General features: G+C 70.3%; 12 protein-coding genes and 2 pseudogenes. 6 read left to right on the forward strand and 8 right to left on the reverse strand.

Going from position 1 to position 16,808, the window contains the following annotated elements; translation table 11 throughout:
- Positions 1 to 137: 137 nt before the first annotated feature.
- Positions 138 to 1,151, reverse strand: a complete 1,014-nt coding sequence (locus tag AQJ11_RS33710) for a LacI family DNA-binding transcriptional regulator (protein ID WP_059265735.1) — start codon at positions 1,149 to 1,151, stop codon at positions 138 to 140.
- Positions 1,152 to 1,365: 214 nt separating this feature from the next.
- Here AQJ11_RS33710 and AQJ11_RS33715 point away from each other — a divergent pair, with 214 nt between their 5' ends.
- Together AQJ11_RS33715 and AQJ11_RS33720 are read left to right on the forward strand one after the other, a co-directional pair.
- Positions 1,366 to 2,331, forward strand: coding sequence for a glycoside hydrolase family 6 protein (locus AQJ11_RS33715; RefSeq protein ID WP_059265736.1), 966 nt, complete (start codon positions 1,366 to 1,368; stop codon positions 2,329 to 2,331).
- A 91-nt stretch (positions 2,332 to 2,422) separates the two neighbouring features.
- The gene (locus AQJ11_RS33720; protein ID WP_059265737.1) at positions 2,423 to 3,697 is read left to right on the forward strand and encodes a glycoside hydrolase family 6 protein; all 1,275 of its coding nucleotides are present in this window, start codon (positions 2,423 to 2,425) and stop codon (positions 3,695 to 3,697) included.
- Between the two features lie 74 nt (positions 3,698 to 3,771).
- Here the strand turns inward: AQJ11_RS33720 and AQJ11_RS52505 are convergent, their stop codons facing one another.
- From AQJ11_RS52505 to AQJ11_RS33735, 3 genes are read right to left on the reverse strand one after another with little or no spacing between them, the layout of a single operon-like run.
- Positions 3,772 to 4,302 carry a WhiB family transcriptional regulator gene (locus AQJ11_RS52505; RefSeq protein ID WP_341846305.1) on the reverse strand — a complete coding sequence of 177 codons (531 nt, stop codon included), beginning with the start codon at positions 4,300 to 4,302 and terminating at the stop codon, positions 3,772 to 3,774.
- Positions 4,303 to 4,308: 6 nt separating this feature from the next.
- Entirely contained in the window at positions 4,309 to 5,706 is a 1,398-nt protein-coding gene (dctA, locus tag AQJ11_RS33730) for a C4-dicarboxylate transporter DctA (RefSeq protein WP_014669743.1), read from the reverse strand.
- A complete protein-coding gene (locus AQJ11_RS33735) occupies positions 5,703 to 6,821 on the reverse strand; it encodes a PrpF domain-containing protein (RefSeq protein ID WP_059265738.1) in 1,119 nt (372 codons plus the stop codon). The genes dctA and AQJ11_RS33735 overlap by 4 nt, the downstream gene beginning before the upstream one ends.
- A 146-nt stretch (positions 6,822 to 6,967) precedes the next feature.
- On the opposite strand from AQJ11_RS33735, the gene AQJ11_RS33740 reads away from it, so the two are divergent.
- A complete protein-coding gene (locus tag AQJ11_RS33740) occupies positions 6,968 to 7,873 on the forward strand; it encodes a LysR family transcriptional regulator (protein WP_014669745.1) in 906 nt (301 codons plus the stop codon).
- A gap of 130 nt (positions 7,874 to 8,003) precedes the next feature.
- Here AQJ11_RS33740 and AQJ11_RS33745 read toward each other — a convergent pair whose 3' ends face one another.
- On the reverse strand, positions 8,004 to 11,123 hold the full coding sequence (locus tag AQJ11_RS33745) for a S8 family serine peptidase (protein WP_059265739.1): 3,120 nt from the start codon (positions 11,121 to 11,123) through the stop codon (positions 8,004 to 8,006).
- 312 nt (positions 11,124 to 11,435) lie between these two features.
- On the opposite strand from AQJ11_RS33745, the gene AQJ11_RS49420 reads away from it, so the two are divergent.
- Positions 11,436 to 11,588, forward strand: a complete 153-nt coding sequence (locus AQJ11_RS49420; RefSeq protein WP_167360891.1) for a hypothetical protein — start codon at positions 11,436 to 11,438, stop codon at positions 11,586 to 11,588.
- Positions 11,589 to 12,220: 632 nt separating this feature from the next.
- On the opposite strand, the gene AQJ11_RS33755 is transcribed toward AQJ11_RS49420, so the two are convergent.
- Complete coding sequence (locus AQJ11_RS33755) at positions 12,221 to 13,567, reverse strand: epoxide hydrolase family protein (protein WP_059265741.1); 1,347 nt, start codon at positions 13,565 to 13,567, stop codon at positions 12,221 to 12,223.
- 626 nt (positions 13,568 to 14,193) lie between these two features.
- Between AQJ11_RS33755 and AQJ11_RS52830 the strand changes: the two are divergent.
- Positions 14,194 to 14,400, forward strand: a pseudogene (locus AQJ11_RS52830) (IS630 family transposase); the annotation flags it as partial.
- Positions 14,381 to 14,643 (forward strand): annotated as a pseudogene (locus AQJ11_RS51580) (hypothetical protein); the annotation flags it as partial. The pseudogenes AQJ11_RS52830 and AQJ11_RS51580, both read left to right, overlap by 20 nt.
- Positions 14,644 to 14,651: 8 nt before the next feature.
- On the opposite strand, the gene AQJ11_RS33760 reads toward AQJ11_RS51580, so the two are convergent.
- Complete coding sequence (locus tag AQJ11_RS33760) at positions 14,652 to 15,029, reverse strand: hypothetical protein (protein ID WP_058085164.1); 378 nt, start codon at positions 15,027 to 15,029, stop codon at positions 14,652 to 14,654.
- A 183-nt stretch (positions 15,030 to 15,212) separates the two neighbouring features.
- Positions 15,213 to 16,742 (reverse strand): alpha/beta fold hydrolase, encoded by a 1,530-nt coding sequence (locus tag AQJ11_RS33765; protein ID WP_059265742.1) that lies wholly within the window; start codon positions 16,740 to 16,742, stop codon positions 15,213 to 15,215.
- Between the last annotated feature and the right edge of the window lie 66 nt (positions 16,743 to 16,808).

Here is a 16,808-nt window from a genome sequence, read left to right on the forward strand (position 1 = left end):
CCTAGAGCAACCCGTTCGCGCGGGCGAGCAACGTGTCCTTGACTACAACAGCCGCGGCGGCTCGGCCTGCTCACCCCGACCGACTCCACCTGCTGACGGACGGGGCCCCGGCTCCGACCGGAACCCCGCCACAGCCGTCAGGCACTGGAGCGGACGACCAGGCGGGTCGGCAGGATCAGCGCAGTGGGGTCCTGTCCGTTGACGAGCGCGACCAGCATGCGCGCCATCTCCCGGCCCAGAGCCTCTATGGGCTGGTGGACGGTGGTGAGCGGCGGGTCGGCGATCCGGGCGACGGCCAGGTCGTCGAACCCGACCACGGCGACGTCGGCGGGGACCTGTCGGCCGGCCTTCCGCAGCGTGCGCAGCGCTCCCACCGCCATGTTGTCGCCGGCGGCGAACACCCCCTCCACATCAGGGTGGTTCGCCAGCAGCGCGGCCATGGCGGCGGCTCCGCTGGGCTCGGTGAAGTCCCCCTCACGCGGCGGGAACGGATCGAGGCCGGCGGCGAGCATGGCGTCCCGGTAGCCGCGGTACCGAGCGCGCCCGGCCTCGGTGTCCAGCCGCCCGCAGATCGCGGCCACACGGGTCAGGCCGCGTGAGAGCAGGTGCTCGGTCGCCTTGCGCGCCCCGCCGACGTTGTCGACATCGACGTACCACCGGGGAGTCGTACCGACCGGGCGTCCGCCGAACACGACGGGCATCTGTGCCTCCTCGGCCACCCGGGTCAGTGGATCGTCCTCGCGCAGCGCCATCAGCATGGCGCCGTCGGCGCCCCTGGAGCGAAGGAGTTCCGCGACCCGTTTGCGGCCGCGGTCGGAAGCGGCCAGGCACAGCATCAGATGCAGGTCGGCCTCCTCAAGAGCGGCCGACGCCCCCACGATGACCTGCGCGAAGAAGGGATCGGCGAAGATCGACGGATCTTCTCCCGAGACGACCAGGGCGGCGGCTCCCGTCTGCCGGGTGGCCAGGGCGCGGGCGGTCGGGTTGGGGACGTAACCGAGTTGCCGGACGGCCCGTTCGACCGCTTCACGTTTGGCGCGGCTGACGTGCGGAGCGTTGTTGAGGGCGCGGGAGGCCACGGAGCGGGAGACACCGGCGCGTTCGGCCACCTCGTCGAGCGTCGGCCGCCGACGCGGCGCATCTTCTGACATGAGCCGGGAGTCTGTCACAGGTAGGCGCGCTCGCGATGGCTGGACTGGGAGCGCTTCCAGTTCACTCAGCAGCGTGGCGCTCTCACATATGGGTGAGCTCGAAGTCCTGCACGGTCCATTGACAGTTCATCCAGCCCACTCCACGATTGGGACCGCTTCCAGTGGGAGCGCTCCCAGCGTACTCGGACCCCGCTCAGGAAATCGAGGTACAGCCATGCGCCGCAGACTCCGGATACTGGTGGCAGCCCTCTTCGCCCTGCCGTCCGCGCTCGCCGTCGCACCGTCCGCCCACGCGGCCGACCCGACCACCATGACCAGCGGGTTCTATGTGGACCCCGACTCCAGCGCCAAGCGGTGGGTGGCCGCCAATCCCGGCGACGGCCGGGCGTCCGCGATCAACGCCTCCATCGCCAACACCCCGATGGCCCGCTGGTTCGGCTCCTGGAGCGGCACCATCGGCACGGCCACGGGGGCGTTCGCCGGAGCGGCGGACCGCTCCGACAAGCTGCCCGTCCTCGTCGCCTACAACATCTACAACCGTGACTACTGCGGCGGGCACTCCGCGGGCGGAGCCGCCTCGCCGTCCGCCTACGCGAGCTGGATCGCCCAGTTCGCCGGCGGGATCGCAGGCCGCCCGGCGGTCGTCATCCTCGAACCCGACTCCCTCGGGGACTACGGCTGCATGACCCAGGCCCAGATCGACGAACGAGAGGCCATGCTCACCAACGCCCTCGCCCAGTTCAGCAGCCAGGCCCCCAACACGTGGGTCTACATGGACGCCGGCAACCCGGGTTGGGTCGCTCCGGCGGCCATGGCCCAGCGCCTCCACGAAGCCGGCCTCCGTCAGGCCCACGGCTTCTCGCTCAACGTCTCCAACTACTTCACGACCGCCGAGAACACCGCTTTCGGCAATGCCGTCAACAGTGAGCTCAGCGCCCGCTACGGCTACACCAAGCCGTTCGTCGTGGACACCAGCCGCAACGGCAACGGCTCCAACGGCCAGTGGTGCAACCCCGCGGGCCGCCGCATCGGCACTCCCACCCGCACGGGCGGAGGTGCCGAGATGCTGTTGTGGATCAAGACCCCGGGCGAGTCCGACGGCAACTGCGGCGTCGGAGCCGGCTCCACGGCCGGACAGTTCCTCCCCGAGGCCGCCTACAAGATGATCTACGGCTACTGATCCGGGACTCGCGCCGCCCGCACAGGCGAACCGGCAGTCCGCCGGGGCGGCGGGCATCCGCCTCCACCACCTCATCGACCAGGAAGCAACCATGAATCCACGCAGCCTTCGGCGCCGCGCGGCCGTCGTCGTCGCGGCCCTCACCGCGGGCGCCGCTCTCACCGCGACGCAGGCGCAGGCCACACCCACGCGGGACGTGCTCACCCCGGCCACGAAGTTCTATGTGGACCCGCACAGCAAGGCCGCGAAGCAGGCCCTCGTGGACTTCGGGAACGGAGACGTCGGGAACGCCGTGAACATGGCCAAGCTCGCCAGCTGGCCGCAGGCCGAGTGGTTCACCGAGGGCACGCCCGACGAGGTGCGCGGCAAGGTCGGCGAGCTCGTCCACCGGGCCCGGGCCGTGGACCGTACCCCGGTCCTGGTCGCCTACAACGTCCCGGGCCGGGACTGCACGCAGTACTCCAGCGGCGGAGCCGCATCCTCCGCCGCCTACCGGCAGTGGATCGACGCCTTCGCCGCCGGCATCGGCACCAGCAAGGCGGTGGTCGTCGTCGAACCCGACGGCGCGGCCCTCCTCCCCGAGGACTGCGGACCCACCACCGACCCGACAGGCGAACTCACCGCCGCCCGCATCGCCGACCTGGCCTACGCCGTGAAGACCCTGAAGGCCAAGCCGCGCACGGTGGTCTACCTGGACGCGGGGAACGTCCAATGGCGGCCCGTCGGTGAGATGGCCCAGCGGCTGCTGGACGCCGGGGTCCGGCACAGTGACGGCTTCGCCCTCAACGTGTCCAACACCCACCCCACCGACCACAACGCCAGATACGGCACCTGGATCGCCAAGTGCATGTGGTACGCCACCGAGGGGCCCGAGGAGGCGCGTGGCCACGCCGAGCGGTGCGCCGGCCAGTACTACTCGGCGGCTGCCCCGAACGACGGCACCCCCGGCAACGCGGTCTCCTCCACCGACCCGACCACCTGGCGGTGGACCGACGCCTGGTACGACCAGAACGTGGGCACCCCGCCGGCCGACGGGCTGCGTCACTTCGTGATCGACACCAGCCGCAACGGCCTGGGCGCCTGGACCCCGGAGCCGGGCAAGTACACGGGGGATCCGGAGGTCTGGTGCAACGCACCCGGCCGCGGTCTCGGCCCGCGCCCCACCGCCGACACCGGCGTACCTCTCGTCGACGCCTATCTGTGGATCAAGATCCCCGGCGAGTCCGACGGCAGCTGCACGCGCAACACCGGCGGCACCATCGACCCCGAGTACGGCGTCGTGGACCCGCCCGCCGGCACCTGGTGGCCCGACCAGGCCCACGCCCTGGCCCGCAACGCGGCACCGCGCCTGGCCTTCAACCGCTGAGCGGTCGAGGCGGCGAGCCGTCCTCCGGCTTCCCGAAGGAGAACTCGTGCGTGAGGAGGGAGATGTCGTACCCGCTAACCGGGAAGCGACTCTTCCCCGGCCCCGTCGCCGCGCCGCCTGACCGCGGGGATGGTCTCCGTCGTGGCGCGTCGGATGGCGCGGCGCTGGGCGGCCGTTGTGGCCCCCCAGATGCCGTCGTCCTCACCATGGTCGAGCGCCCAGGTGCGGCAGGCGATGAGGACCGGGCAACGGCGGCATATCGCTCGGGCGAGAGCGGCTTCCGTCCCGGGAGCCGCGAGGTCGGAGAGCGGAAAGAAGATGTCGGGGTCTTCTCCGGCGCAGGATGCTTGATCGCGCCAGTCGGAAGCTGCCGGGTGTCCAATGGACGAGCGGGTCATGACGCACCTCTTCATGGCCGTGTGCGGCCAGGCGGAGCGGCTGCGGCACAGCACTGTGCTGCACCCCAGTCCCGGCAGAGGTTCGTGGCATTTTATGGCAATTCTTCGCATCCGTGGTAGGTCGTCGGCACGTCGCCTACGACTGGGCGACATCCTGTCGAGACATGGGCTGGGCCGGCCCCGAGCGTCTGCTCGGGGCCGGCCCATGTGACGTCAGCTTGCGGCGGGGACGGGGTCGCGGGTGGGCGCGGGCGTCTCCTTCGGACCGGGCTCCGCCGGCACCGCGGGGGGAGCGGGGGCAGGGGCGTAGGGAATCTCGCCGCGCAGGACGGCCTTGGCGCGGTCCTCGTCGAGCTCGCCCTCCCACCGGGCGACGGCCAGGGTGGCGACGCCGTTGCCGACCAGGCTGGTCAGGGCGCGGGCTTCGGACATGAACCGGTCGATGCCGAAGATCAGCGCGAGGGCGGCGACCGGGACGTGCGGGACGGCGCTGAGGGTGGCGGCCAGGGCGATGAAGCCGGAGCCGGTGACACCCGCGGCGCCCTTGGAGGTGAGCAGCATGACGGCGAGCATGGTCACCTGCTGGGTGAGGCTGAGGTCGATGCCGAGGGCCTGGGCGAGGAAGACCGAGCCCATGGTCAGGTAGATGGCGGTGCCGTCGAGGTTGAAGGAGTACCCGGCGGGCAGCGTGATGCCCACGACGGGTTTCGAGGCGCCCGCGTGCTGGAGCTTGGCCATCATGCGCGGCAGTACGGGCTCGGTGGACGAGGTGCCCAGGACGATCAGCAGTTCTTCCTTGATGTAGCGCAGGAAGGGCAGCAGCCGCAGTCCGTTCAGGCGCATCACGGTCCCGAGGACGACCAGGACGAAGAAGAGGGCGGTCAGCCAGAAGGAGCCGACCAGCAGGCCCAGGTGGCGCAGGGTGCCCAGGCCGTAGTTGCCGATGGTGAAGGCCATGGAGCCGAACGCGCCGATGGGGGCCAGCCGCATGATCCACCGGATGAGCGTGAACAGGACCGTGGAGACCTTCTCGATGCCCCGGGCGATGCCCAGGCCGGCCTCTCCGGCGGCGTGCAGGCCGAAGCCGAACAGTACCGACACCAGCAGCACCGGCAGGATCTCGTTGCCGGTCAGGGCGCTGACCAGGGTGGCCGGGACGATGGCGAGGAGGAACTCGGCGAAGCCTTCGTGGGCCGTGGTCGCTTCCGGCGGCAGCCCCTTGGCGGACAGGGTCGAGAGGTCGATGTGCAGACCGCTGCCGGGCTTGACGACGTTGACGACGACCAGGCCGATCACCATGGCCACGGTGGTCAGCACCTCGAAGTAGACCAGAGCCTTCAGGCTGACACGGCCGACCGCTCGGGCGTTGCCCATGGAGGCGATGCCGTGGACGACCGTGCAGAAGATGATCGGCGCGATGAACATCTTCACCAGCGCGATGAAGCCGTCGCCGAGCGGCTTGAGGTCGGCGCCGACGGACGGCCACAGCCCGCCCACGGCGGCGCCGAGGAGGACGGCGATCAGACACTGGACGTAGAGGTGGGACAGCATCCGGCGGATGCGGCCCGGTGGGGCGGTGACGGTACCCGGGGCGGCGTCGTTGCGGCTCATGCGGGGCGTCCTTCCGGGACGGGAACGAGGAGTTCGGCTCGGGCGATACGCCGGGCGGCGCGGTGCAGCAGCACCGTGGGGGACGCGCCGTCCGGTACGGGGACGGCTTGGGTGGTGACCACGCCGGCGGGGGTGCCCAGGCGCAGCGTGCCGTCGGCGGTCTGCCGGGCGACGCGGTGGGCGAGGGTGCCGGGGGTGGCGGCGGCCGTGGCCAGGGCCACGGCGGAGGTCAGGCCGATCGCCGGGTGCGGGGCGTGCATGGAGACCATGCGCACGGCCAGGTCGTACTCGTCCTGGTCGACGAGGATGCCCTGTGTGGTGCGGTAGGGGGCGGGGCGGGCGACGATGCCTGCTTTCGGCACCGCGTGGCTGACCGGATCGCCCTCGCGGGCCAGGCCCATGGCCAGCGCTGCCTGGCGGCGCAGCAGGGTCAGCGCGGGTACGGCGGCGGCGAACGCGGCGGGGGATTCCGTGCCGTCGAGGCCGAACGCCTTGGCCTCGAACAGCGCGGCCGGCGCGCCGGCGTCCACCAGGGATGCCTCGACGGGACCGTCCGGGCCGGTCAGTTCGTCCAGGGCCCGGCCGGTCGGCAGAGCGCGGCCGGTCGTCGAGCCCGCCGGATCCTGGAACCCGAGCAGGACCGGTACGCCCGGTGCCGAGGTTCCCGGGACCGTGGCCGTGCCCTCCTCGGGGGCCACGCCCGCGGGGGTGGGGATGGTGCCGGTCAGGCGGGCCCCGGTGTTGACGTTGAGCATGCGGACGGTGGTGGTGTCCGACGTGATCGGCACGAGGTCGTGGTGGACGGCGTACAGGGCCACGGCGGTGGCGCAGTTGCCGCAGTTGCTGGCCCACTCCACGCGCTCGTCGCCGATGCCCACCTGAGCGAAGGCGTACTCGACGTCCACGCCGGCCTGGGGCGACGCCTGTACGACGGCGGCCTTGGAGGTGGTGGAGGAGGCGCCGCCCACGCCGTCGATCTGGCGGGGATCGGCGGCGTTGAAGGCGGCGAGCAGCAGGGTGTCGACGTCCACGCCCGTGGCGGCCACGTCGCGGTGGTCGAAGATCCAGCACTTGCTGGTTCCTCCGCGGATCATCTCGCCGTGCAGACGCAGCACAACCGACTCCTCACAGCCATGGAAGGGGATGTCCACCGACGGTCTCGCCGTGCGTGGTGTCCTCCACGGTGGGTTACGGCAGCGTGAAGTACAATCTCGGAAATCTGTATGGCTATTAAGTCGAAGTGAACGCTGGAGGCAGGGGTATGCTCGACGTCCGGCGCATCCTGCTGTTCACGGAGGTCGCCCGGCGCGGCTCGGTGACCGCGACAGCCCGCGCCCTGAACTACACACCGTCAGCGGTGTCACAGCAGATCAGCCGCCTGGAAGCGGAGGCAGGCCAGCCCCTGCTGGAACGCCACGCCCGGGGTGTCACCCTCACCGAAGCCGGACGGGCGCTGGCCGAACGAGGGCAACGGATCGAACGCGAACTGCGGGCCGCGGAGAACGAACTCGCCGACTTCGCCGGCCTGCGCGCGGGCACACTCCGCATCGGCACCTTCCCCACCGTCGGCGCCTCGCTCCTCCCGCAGGCCGTGATCGCCTTCCGGGACGCCCACCCCGACGTACGCCTGGCCGTCCGCAGCGCCCGCATCGCCGGACTCTGGACCATGCTGGAGAACCGGGAGATCGAGATGTCGTTGATGTGGGACTACGACTGGAGCCGGATCGACCGGGAGGACATCGTCGTCACCCCGCTCCTCGACGACCCGCCGGCCCTTCTCGTCAGCGACCGCCATCCACTCGCCGGCCGCGACGCCGCCTCACTCGCCGACTTCGCACACGACCCCTGGATCACCCGCGCCGACCATCACCCGGTGGCCGAAGCGCTCGTCCGCGGCTGCCGTGCCGCCGGCTTCGAGCCCCACATCGCCTACGAGGCCCACGACTACCAGGAGGCCCAGGCCATGGTCGCCGCCGGCATCGGCGTCGCCCTCGCCCCCACCCTGGCCCTGGAGGGCATCCGCCCCGGCGTCAGCGTCCTGCCCCTCCAGCCGCCGGCCCCCGTCCGCCGCATCCTCCTGGTGCGCATGGCCGACCATTCGCTCACCCCCGCCGCCCTGACCTTCGCCGGACTCCTCCGGGACACCGCCGCGGCCCGAACACCTTGACGCCGACACCGGCCCAACCGCGCCTGATGCCGGCTCCCTGGGGTCCGGGATGAACGAGCCGGTGGGGCGGGAGCCGTTCCGCCCCGCCCCACCGGCCACTCGGGAGCCACGGCCCCCGGGGATTACCGCGTCACTCCCAGGAGTCCTGGGTCGTGGACACCAACTGCCCCGGGATCACCTGCCCCTTGGTGCGCAGCTCGGTGTACGCCCAGTACTTGACGTCAGGCTTCAGCGCAGCGCCCGGCCGCAGTTTGAACTGCGGTGTCGTGCCGCGCTCCACCGCGGTCGGCAGTTCCAGCGTCGCCGGCTCGTAGTGGCCGTCACGACTGACGACGACGTGGCCGAGCCGGTAGTCGACGACCGGGCTACCGGAGTCCTGCGCGAAGACGTACGCCGTGTACGTGCCCGCTTCCGGCATGAAGACCCAGGCCCGCTCGGAGCTGCTCCAGCTGGCGGCGCTCCGGTAGACCAGCTTGTCGCCCTTGTACAGCCAGAGGTCGAGGTTGGTGTCCGGGTCGTCGGTCGCGGTGTCCACGATGATTCCGGCGCTGCCCGCCGGCACCTTGAAGCTGTGCGCCTGCACCCCGAGGGCCTTCCGGTCGAAGACCCCGCCGTTGACCCCGGTCCGCATCGAGTACGACTCCCGCCGCATGGGGACGTAGCCGGTCGACCGGCCGGAGACCGGGCCGGTGAATCCCGGCTCGAACATGCCGTAGGTGCCGTCGGCGAGCCGGCCGAACTCTTCCAGGGTGTCGTCGTACGACCGGGGCGAGATGCCCCACGGGCGCGCGGCCACCGGAATCCGCACCTGGTGGTGGGTGCCGCGCCAGGTGATCGCGCCGGTGACGTAGCGGTCCCACGGTGCGCTGCCGCGCCGCAGGGTGATGGTGACCGAGGCGGTCTCGCCCGGCGCCACCGTCACCGTTGCGGGTGCGACGCTCACCCGCATGCCCTCCAGCCCGCTCGTCGAGGCATGGTACGTCTCCCGCTTGCCGCCGACGTTGGTCAGCTTGCGGGTCACCACCACCGGCTTGGTGCCGTCGTACTCGCGCAGCCCGATCGACGGCAGGTTCAGCTCGCGGCCGTCGGGCTGAGCCGCTTCGCTGAAGGCGGTCAGGCTCTTGGCGTCCGGCTCGATGACCAGCCCCGGATCGGCGGCCCGCTTCAGCGACGGCAGCCCGCTGCCCTGGGCCAGCGGGCTGGCGCCGCCCACGGTCTCGGCTGTGGTGTGCAGTGCCGAGGCGACCGCGCCGGGCGACCAGTCGGGATGTTCGGCCCGCAGGACCGCGGCCTCACCGGCCACGTGCGGGGCCGCCATCGAGGTCCCCGAGTACGCGTCGTACTGCCGGCCGAAGTTCCCCGGCGGGGAGACGGCCGCGATGATGTCGCTGCCGGGGGCGACCAGGTCCGGCTTCATGAGCCCGGGATGCGTCTTGTCCGGCCCCGTCGCAGAGTAGTCCGCGATGGTCGGCACACCTGGGGCACCGGAGCCGTGGTTGCTTGAGGTGAGCTGCGCGGTGCCGTCGGCCGGGTGCCTCATCAGGTAGTTGAAGATCTTGCCGGCCTGGTCCCTGGTGTTCAGATAGAGCACCGGGAAGTCGTAGATGCTGTTGACCCGGAAGTTGCCGTTGGGATCGAAGAGGACCATGGCCGCAGCGCCCTTGGCTTTGAGCTCCTCCACCGCGCCGTAGGGGTTGTCCAGGGCGCAGGCCACCACCTTGCCCTTCACCTTCGCCGGGTCCAGACTGCCGGGCTCGCAGTACGCCGAGCCCTCCTCCAATGTGCCGGCCTGCTCGCCGAAGACCAGCGGCAGGGATCGGCCACCGGGGAGCACGTCCAGCGAGGCGCCGGTGATCGAGGTGCCGTCGCCGAGCCGGACGGTTCCCCCGTTCACGTGGGTCACCGCCGCGCCGACCGTGGTGACCCACGGCTGGGTGTTGCTGACCGCGCTGCTGAAGCCGCTGTTGCCGGCCGCGGCCGTGACGAAGACTCCGGACAGCGTGGCGTTGAGGAAGGCTTTGCCGATCGGGGTGTTGGGCTCGCTGTCCCCCAACTGCGTTCCGATCGAGTAGTTGAGCACCTGTACGCCGTCGGCGACCGCCGCGTCGATGCCGGCGATGATGTCGGCGTCGTATCCCGAGCCGCCCCAGAGGACCTTGTAGACGGCGATCCGCGCATCCGGCGCCACGCCGGAGACCGAACCGAAGTTCCGCCCCGAGATGGTGACGTTGTCGACGGGCAGGCCGGCCGCGGTGGACGCCGTGTGCGTACCGTGCCCGACCATGTCCCGGGGGGAGAGCACCTCGCCCTCGGGCAGCGTGCCGCCCGACACCGCGAGGAGCGTGTCGGCGAAGTACCGGGCGCCGACGATCTTGCCGTTGCAGTGCTGGGCAGCGAATGTGTAGCCGGTCTGGCAGGTGCCGTGCCAGCCCGCCGGGGCCGCCGGTATCCGCTGGGCGAACGACGGGCTTTCCGGCCAGATCCCGGTGTCCAGGACGCCGATCACGACCCCGGCGCCGGTGCTTCTGCCCGGCTTCCGCGCGGCGGACTCGTGCGCGCTGGTCGCCGGCGAGCCGGTTGTCCGTGCGCCGGTGGCCGATGCCCCGGTCCTGGCTGCTCCGGCTGTGCCCGATGCCGTGCCGGCCGTCGGCTGCGGTGCGGTGTCACCGAGGGACGCCTGGCTGGTGCCGACCATCTGGGACTTGGTGACCGAACGGACCCGCTTGTCCGCCTTCAGTTCCTCGACCTGAGCGGGAGTCAGCGTGGCGGAGAATCCGTTGAAGGCCGTGGTGTAGACCTCGTTGACCGTGATGCCGGCTGCTTCGGCCACGGCCGTCCGCTGGGTAGCCAGGTGCTTCCGGTACGCCTTCGCCGCCCCCGACTGCGGTTCCAGCTGCTCGCCCGGTGCCGGGCGGGTCCGGGCCAGCCCCGAGAGCCGGCCCGCGTACGTCGTCACCGGCTCCTCGGAAAGTTCCACGATGTACGGAGCGCGGCCGGAGGGCGTTTGCTTGTGTGCCGCACCGGACTTGCCGGTCTGGCGCGGTCCGAATCGGCCGGCGCCCCCGGTCAGGTCGACCCGGTCTCCTCCTGATCGCAATCCGGAGCTGACACCGCTGCCCACCGAGGTGTCCGGCTCGGCGGGTGCCGCCGTCGCCGTACCCCCGGTGGCGAGAGTGCCGCCGCCGGCCAGGACGAAGGCCAGCAGGGGTATGGCCAGCCTCCGTCGCCGGGTCCGTCTGCTCGTAGCCACGAGACTCCTTCCAGTAGCTCCCTGATGGGAGCGATCCCATGAACGTCGACGCTCTCTCCCGAGATGTGAGGGGGGAGCGCGACCTACCTAACTTGACGTCAGTTAAGGGGGTGTTACGAGGTGTTTCAGATGTTCACGTGGCCACAGTGGTTGTTATGGGCGTCTGGGCGTCTGTTAGGGGCCAACCCCCGACAGGGGGGGGGCCACCCTGGCGTCCAGATCGTCGGCTGTTGTCTGAATGCGCTCCAGTTGGCGATCGAAACACGTGTCGCAGTAAGGGCCCGAAACCAGAACTGGTGGCTGAAGCGGGAGTTGCGCAAGCACCTGCGCTTCCAGGGCGGCGATGCGTTTGTCGGCGAAGCGGAGGTCGGAGCGGGCGCCTTCGAGTCGTTCCTGCGGGGCTCCGTGTTCCCGGGTCGTCTGCTGGACTCGCCGTTTTCCACCTTGTTCGACGGGCTCAAGTAGGAGTCGGGCCGCACAAGGAGATTCAGTTGAGTACGCACAGCGACAGCCAGAAGAACCGGCGCGCCGTCATGTGGCGTGATGCCGGTGCGGCGGGAGCTCTCTACGCCCTGGGCTACTCCTCAGTGGCGTACTTCATCGACAAACCCCTCAACGGGCACTGGCTGATCTGGCCGGCGCTGGCCTTCGCCTGCGCTATGTTCGCGGCGGACTGGGAGTGGTCCTTGGTCTCCGCCTGGGCGACCAGTCCTTCACGGCCTGCATCCTGTGGGGGCCGGCCGGAGGGATCGTCACGGCGCCGGTCGTCATGGGCGCCACCCGAGTCGCCCGTTACCGCGTCAGACGGCGATGTACGCCCTGACATCGAGGTAGATGCCCGGGGGAGAGCTGCGGTCTTGCATGAGGTCGGCCATGGCCGGTGGATGAGGCATTCAGGGCGGGGCAGCCGGTCGGTGGCGCCCGGGCCGGCGCAGCTCCGTCCGGTGACGGTCCCCTCACCGGTCCGGCGAAGTGTCCCCGCACGGCCGCCGGGTCAGCCGCCGCCAGTCACCGCCGGACAGGCCGGGAGTCGGCTCTGGCGCGGGCCTGCGCCCCGAGCGGGCCAGGCCCGGGTGCCAGCCACCCCAGGGCATTGCCTAGCGCAGGGACCTGAACGCCGTACGGAGCTCCTGGGCCAGTAGTTGCGGCTGCTCCCAAGCCGCGAAGTGGCCCCCCTTGTCGACCTCGTTCCAGTGGATGAGGTTGCCGTAGGCCCGCTCGCCCCAGCTGCGCGGCGCAGGGTAGATCTCGCCCGGGAAGACGGTCACCGCGACCGGGACACTGGGGATGTCGACGGCGTTGAAGGGGCCTCCACCTGCTTGCGTTCCCTCCCAGTAGAACCGGGACGACGATGTCGCGGTGCCCGTCAGCCAGTAGAGCGAAATGGCGTCCAGCATCTCGTCGTAGGTGAGGACTTTCTCGGGCTCGCCGCCGGAGTCGGTCCACTCCGCGAACTTGTCGTAGTAGTACGCCGCCATGGCGACCGGCGAATCGGTGAGCGCGTAGCCGATCGTCTGCGGAGTCTGGTTCATCATCGCCGCATATCCGAAGCCATCGCGGTAGAAGTGCAGCAGACGGTTGTAGGCCAGCTTCTCGCGCTCCGACAGACTGGCCGGCGCGGGGTCGAAGTTGCGCAGGTGACGCAGGACGTCCGGGGGTACCGTCCCAGGCATGTTGACGTGGATCCCGAGGAGCCCCTTGGGCTTCTGTGCCGCGAGCACCTGGGAGATGATCGAGCCGTGGTCGCCTCCTTGGGAGACGTACCGGGTGTACCCGAGCCGGAGCATGAGTTCGTTGAAGGCGACCGCGACCCGGGCCGGGTTCCAGCCGGTCGAAGTCGGCTTGCCCGAGAAGCCGTACCCGGGCAGCGTCGGGAGGACCAGGTGAAAGGCGTCCTCTGCTCGGCCACCGTGAGCTGTCGGGTTCGTCAGGGGCGCGACGACCTTCAGCAGTTCCACGATCGAGCCGGGCCAGCCGTGCGTCATCAGCATCGGCATGGCGTCGGGATGCGGGGAGCGGATGTGCGCGAACTGGATGTCCAGCCCGTCGATCTCGGTGATGAACTGCGGCAGTGCGTTGATCTTCGCCTCAGCCTTGCGCCAGTTGTACCCAGTGCCCCAGTACTCGACGAGCGGGCGGAGCTTTGCCAGCTGGGCGCCCTGAGACCGGTCGCGGACCGTCTCCCTGTCCGGCCACCGCGTCTCCTTCACGCGCCGCCGCAGCTCGTTGAGCTCCTTCTGCGGAACCCTGACGCGGAAGGGACGGACAGCGGCACTTCGCTGCGCGTCGCCAGAGGCAGCGGCGCTCGCCGGCGACGCCCCGCTCGTCGCGGCCCGCGCCTGACCGGACAGGCCCATCTGCGTGACGGCGACGGCACCTGCGGCAAGGCCCAGGAAGCCGCGACGACCGGTGTTGCCGCGTCCAGTGTGGTCGGTCATACGCATAAGACTTCCGTTCCTCGGACGAGCGACAGCTCGTTTCGTGATGGTCTCGGGTGAGCGTCATGGAGTCGCCTCGATGGGGCACCAAGGGCATCACCGGTCGAGGCGGTGACGATCGTGGCATGTGTGTGAGTTACCGGTCAACCAGGTGACGATCGGTTTCAAGCCACCGTGTGGGGCTGGGCGGCCTTCCTGCCGACAGGTCAGGCAGCGGGCCCGCACCGCCCGCAATGTTGCCGACAGCGCTCTCGATCACGAGGTCACGGGGCCCCGCAGTGCCTAACGGGTGTGTGTACGGGTGCCACACCTCAGCGCAGAGCCGCGCCGGCCGGACACCAGTCGACCGCAGACGCGCCGCTCGGTCACGCGTGAACACGGCAGCGCCGCGATCAGCCCCGGAGCGGGTGTGACTGACCCGCTGCCGAACGGGACGCCACCTCGATTGGCCTGATCATGCGGCAGTCAGGCGCGACGCGCCGGCCTCTGTCGACTGCCTCGACCTCGCCGTGCGACGGCTGGACCCACCCGGCGTATGACCCGTGCCGCTTACGTGACTTCCTCGTCAAGGTGGACTGTCGCGAAATCCTGACGGCTCCGGAGCGGCGCCTGTTCCCGGTGGTGTGTGAGGTGTGCGGACGGGGGGCGGGCTGACCCCTGCGGGACGGTTGCGCCGGGAGACGGTACGGACGCAGGCGGCCGAGCCGTTCGAGCAGAAGATCAAGCCGACCGAGGTGGCACGGCGTCCTCGGGCGAGCCGGAAGTCGGCCTACCAGTGGCACCAGTTGTGGCGGGAGCGGGGCGTGCAGGCTTCGTCCTCCCGCGGCCCGAGCGGGTCCGGCGAAGCAGGGCAAGCCGAACCGGCTGCCGGCGACCTACCACCGCACCCACGGCGTCGCCTGCCTCCACGGCTGCTACTCCGTGGGCGACGACCGCCTGTGGGGTGTCAACCGCCGCCGCAAGGGCACCGCCAAACCCAGGCACCGTACCGCCACCTGCGCTGGCGCAACGCCAACGCCCGCCACCACGACGTACTTGCCGCCCCACGCAAGGAACGCGCCCGCATCCGCAGCGAGAAGGGCAGGACGACTCAGGAGGCGGACGGCTTGATCTCCCCCGCGAAGACGATGACCTGGTCGATGAGGTTCCGCCGCAGATGGACGACGTCCGTACCCGTCAGGCGGGGGCCTCCATCCGGTGTGGTGAAGACCCACTGGTACCGGGCCCACTCGTCAGGCATGTCCACTGCTGAGCAGCGCACCATCGTGCCGGTCCCCGCCGGGTGGCGCCGGATGTCCAGCACGAACCGCTCGACCGCCGCGATTCCTTCGCTGCGACCCAACGGCCCCCAGAAGACCACGTCTGAGGTCAGGGCCTGGGAGAGCAGGCCGGTCACATAGCTGTCGTCCGAGGCGTTGAACGCGGAGATGAACGTGTCGATCGCGGAGCGTGCCGTCTCTTCCTGCATGCCCCAGTAATACCAGCCGTTGCGCGTGCACTCGCCCCGCGAGCCGCCTTCCGGTCACGGTGGACCGTCCCGGGCACAGCACGAAGGTGGCGGGCCGGCCGCCCTGGAGGTCGCACACGTCGGCCAGGGCGGCGGTCAGCAGCGGGCGCAAGTGAGGACGGCGGGAAGACTCCCGTCCAGCACCTACTGCCCCGGGACTCCGGGGCAGGAACCGTTGGTGACGCGGCCGGTGCTGAAGAACTCGACCGCTTTACTGCCGCACGAGATCTGGTTCAGCGATCCGTGTACGCCGTCCTCGACGGTGAGCAGAGCACCGCCGATGCGTCGCTGCATGCCCTGTGCCCAGCGGTAAGGAGTGACGGTCTCATAGTGGTGCCCGACCAGTTGCAGCGCGCTGGCGCCCCGCTTCAGGTGCCATGGCTGGGCGGCCAGCGGCCAGCCTGCGCACCAGTGCTCGTAGCCGGCCATCCAGCTGAACAGGGGGGAGGACTTGAGGTTGCGCTGCTCCTGCTGCCACATGGTCTGCTCGTCGGGGTCCGGCCCCTGGTCGTTGCACAGCACGGAGATCTGCATCAGCAACCCGCCGGTGGGGGAATCGTGCAGGCCGGCGCTGTTCCTGACGCCTTGTGCGTCGCCTTCTTCACCCGACAGCGGTGGGGTTCCACCGTCCCGCAGTGCCGCGATGCTCGCCGCCATGGCCGGCCAGCGTCCGCGCTGGTAGGTCATGATGATCCGCAGCCGTCCGCCGTCGTATGCCACGGTGCGGCCATCGGGCAGGTGGACGGTCGGCGGGTGCTCGTCCAGTTGCCGCGCCAGCTTCACCACGTTGTCCGTCACGGCTTTCGGTGTCCTGCCCACATGGAACCGGCTGTCTCGCGCAGCGAGCCATCGGGCGAAGCGCGAGAAGTTGGCCTCGGCGGCAAGGACGGGGCCGTCGTTCATGGCCTTCATGCTGAAGACGGGGGGCATGACGGAGTCCAGCAGCATACGGTCGACGTGGTCGTCGTAGCGGCTGCGGTAGACCGCGCCGAGGGCGGTGCCCCACGAGATGCCGTAGAAGCTGATCCTCTTCTCGCCGAGGGCTGTCCGGATACGGTCGAGGTCCATGGCCACCACGTTGGTCGACAGGCCGCCGATGAACGCGGGGTCGTACCCGACGCATCGCGCGTTGTATCTGGCGGTCTTCTGATAGCCCTGGCGGAACTGTTCCGCGGGAGTCGCCTTCGGGTCGGGGTCCGGACCGTCCTGCGCACTGGGATCGCACACCTTGCCTTCGCTGAACCCGACTCCGCGCGGATCGAACCCGATGAGGTCGTGGTCGACGCCGATTCCGGCGACGGAGGTCCTGCCCAGGATCGCCGGCATGTCCAGTCCGGGGTTCCCCGGTCCGCCGGGATTGATCACGAGGACTCCACGCCGCTTCTTCGGGGAGGTGGCCTTGATCCGGCTGACCATGAGGTGGATCTTCCGGCCCTGGGGGCGGGCGTAGTCCAGCGGGACCGTGACGGTGGCGCACTCGGTACGTCCGTCCTCGGGGTCCCATTCATGGATGAGGGTGCGGCATGGTTTCCAGGACAGCGATGAGTGTTCCGTGGAGGCAGCGGCTGCCGCCGCATGATGCGGGCCTGCCGCTGCGGCGGGCGCGCCGGACGCGACGGACAGGGTCGAGGTGAGTGCCAGCAGCGTGCGGGTCAGCTTCCCGGTGATGATCATGGCGATGAAGGTGCTGTCCTTTCGTCTTGTCGTTTGCGCCCGAGGAGAAAGGGCGTTCGCCTCGTT

It is taken from the genome of Streptomyces corchorusii, assembly GCF_001514055.1.
Lineage (GTDB): Bacteria > Actinomycetota > Actinomycetes > Streptomycetales > Streptomycetaceae > Streptomyces > Streptomyces olivaceoviridis.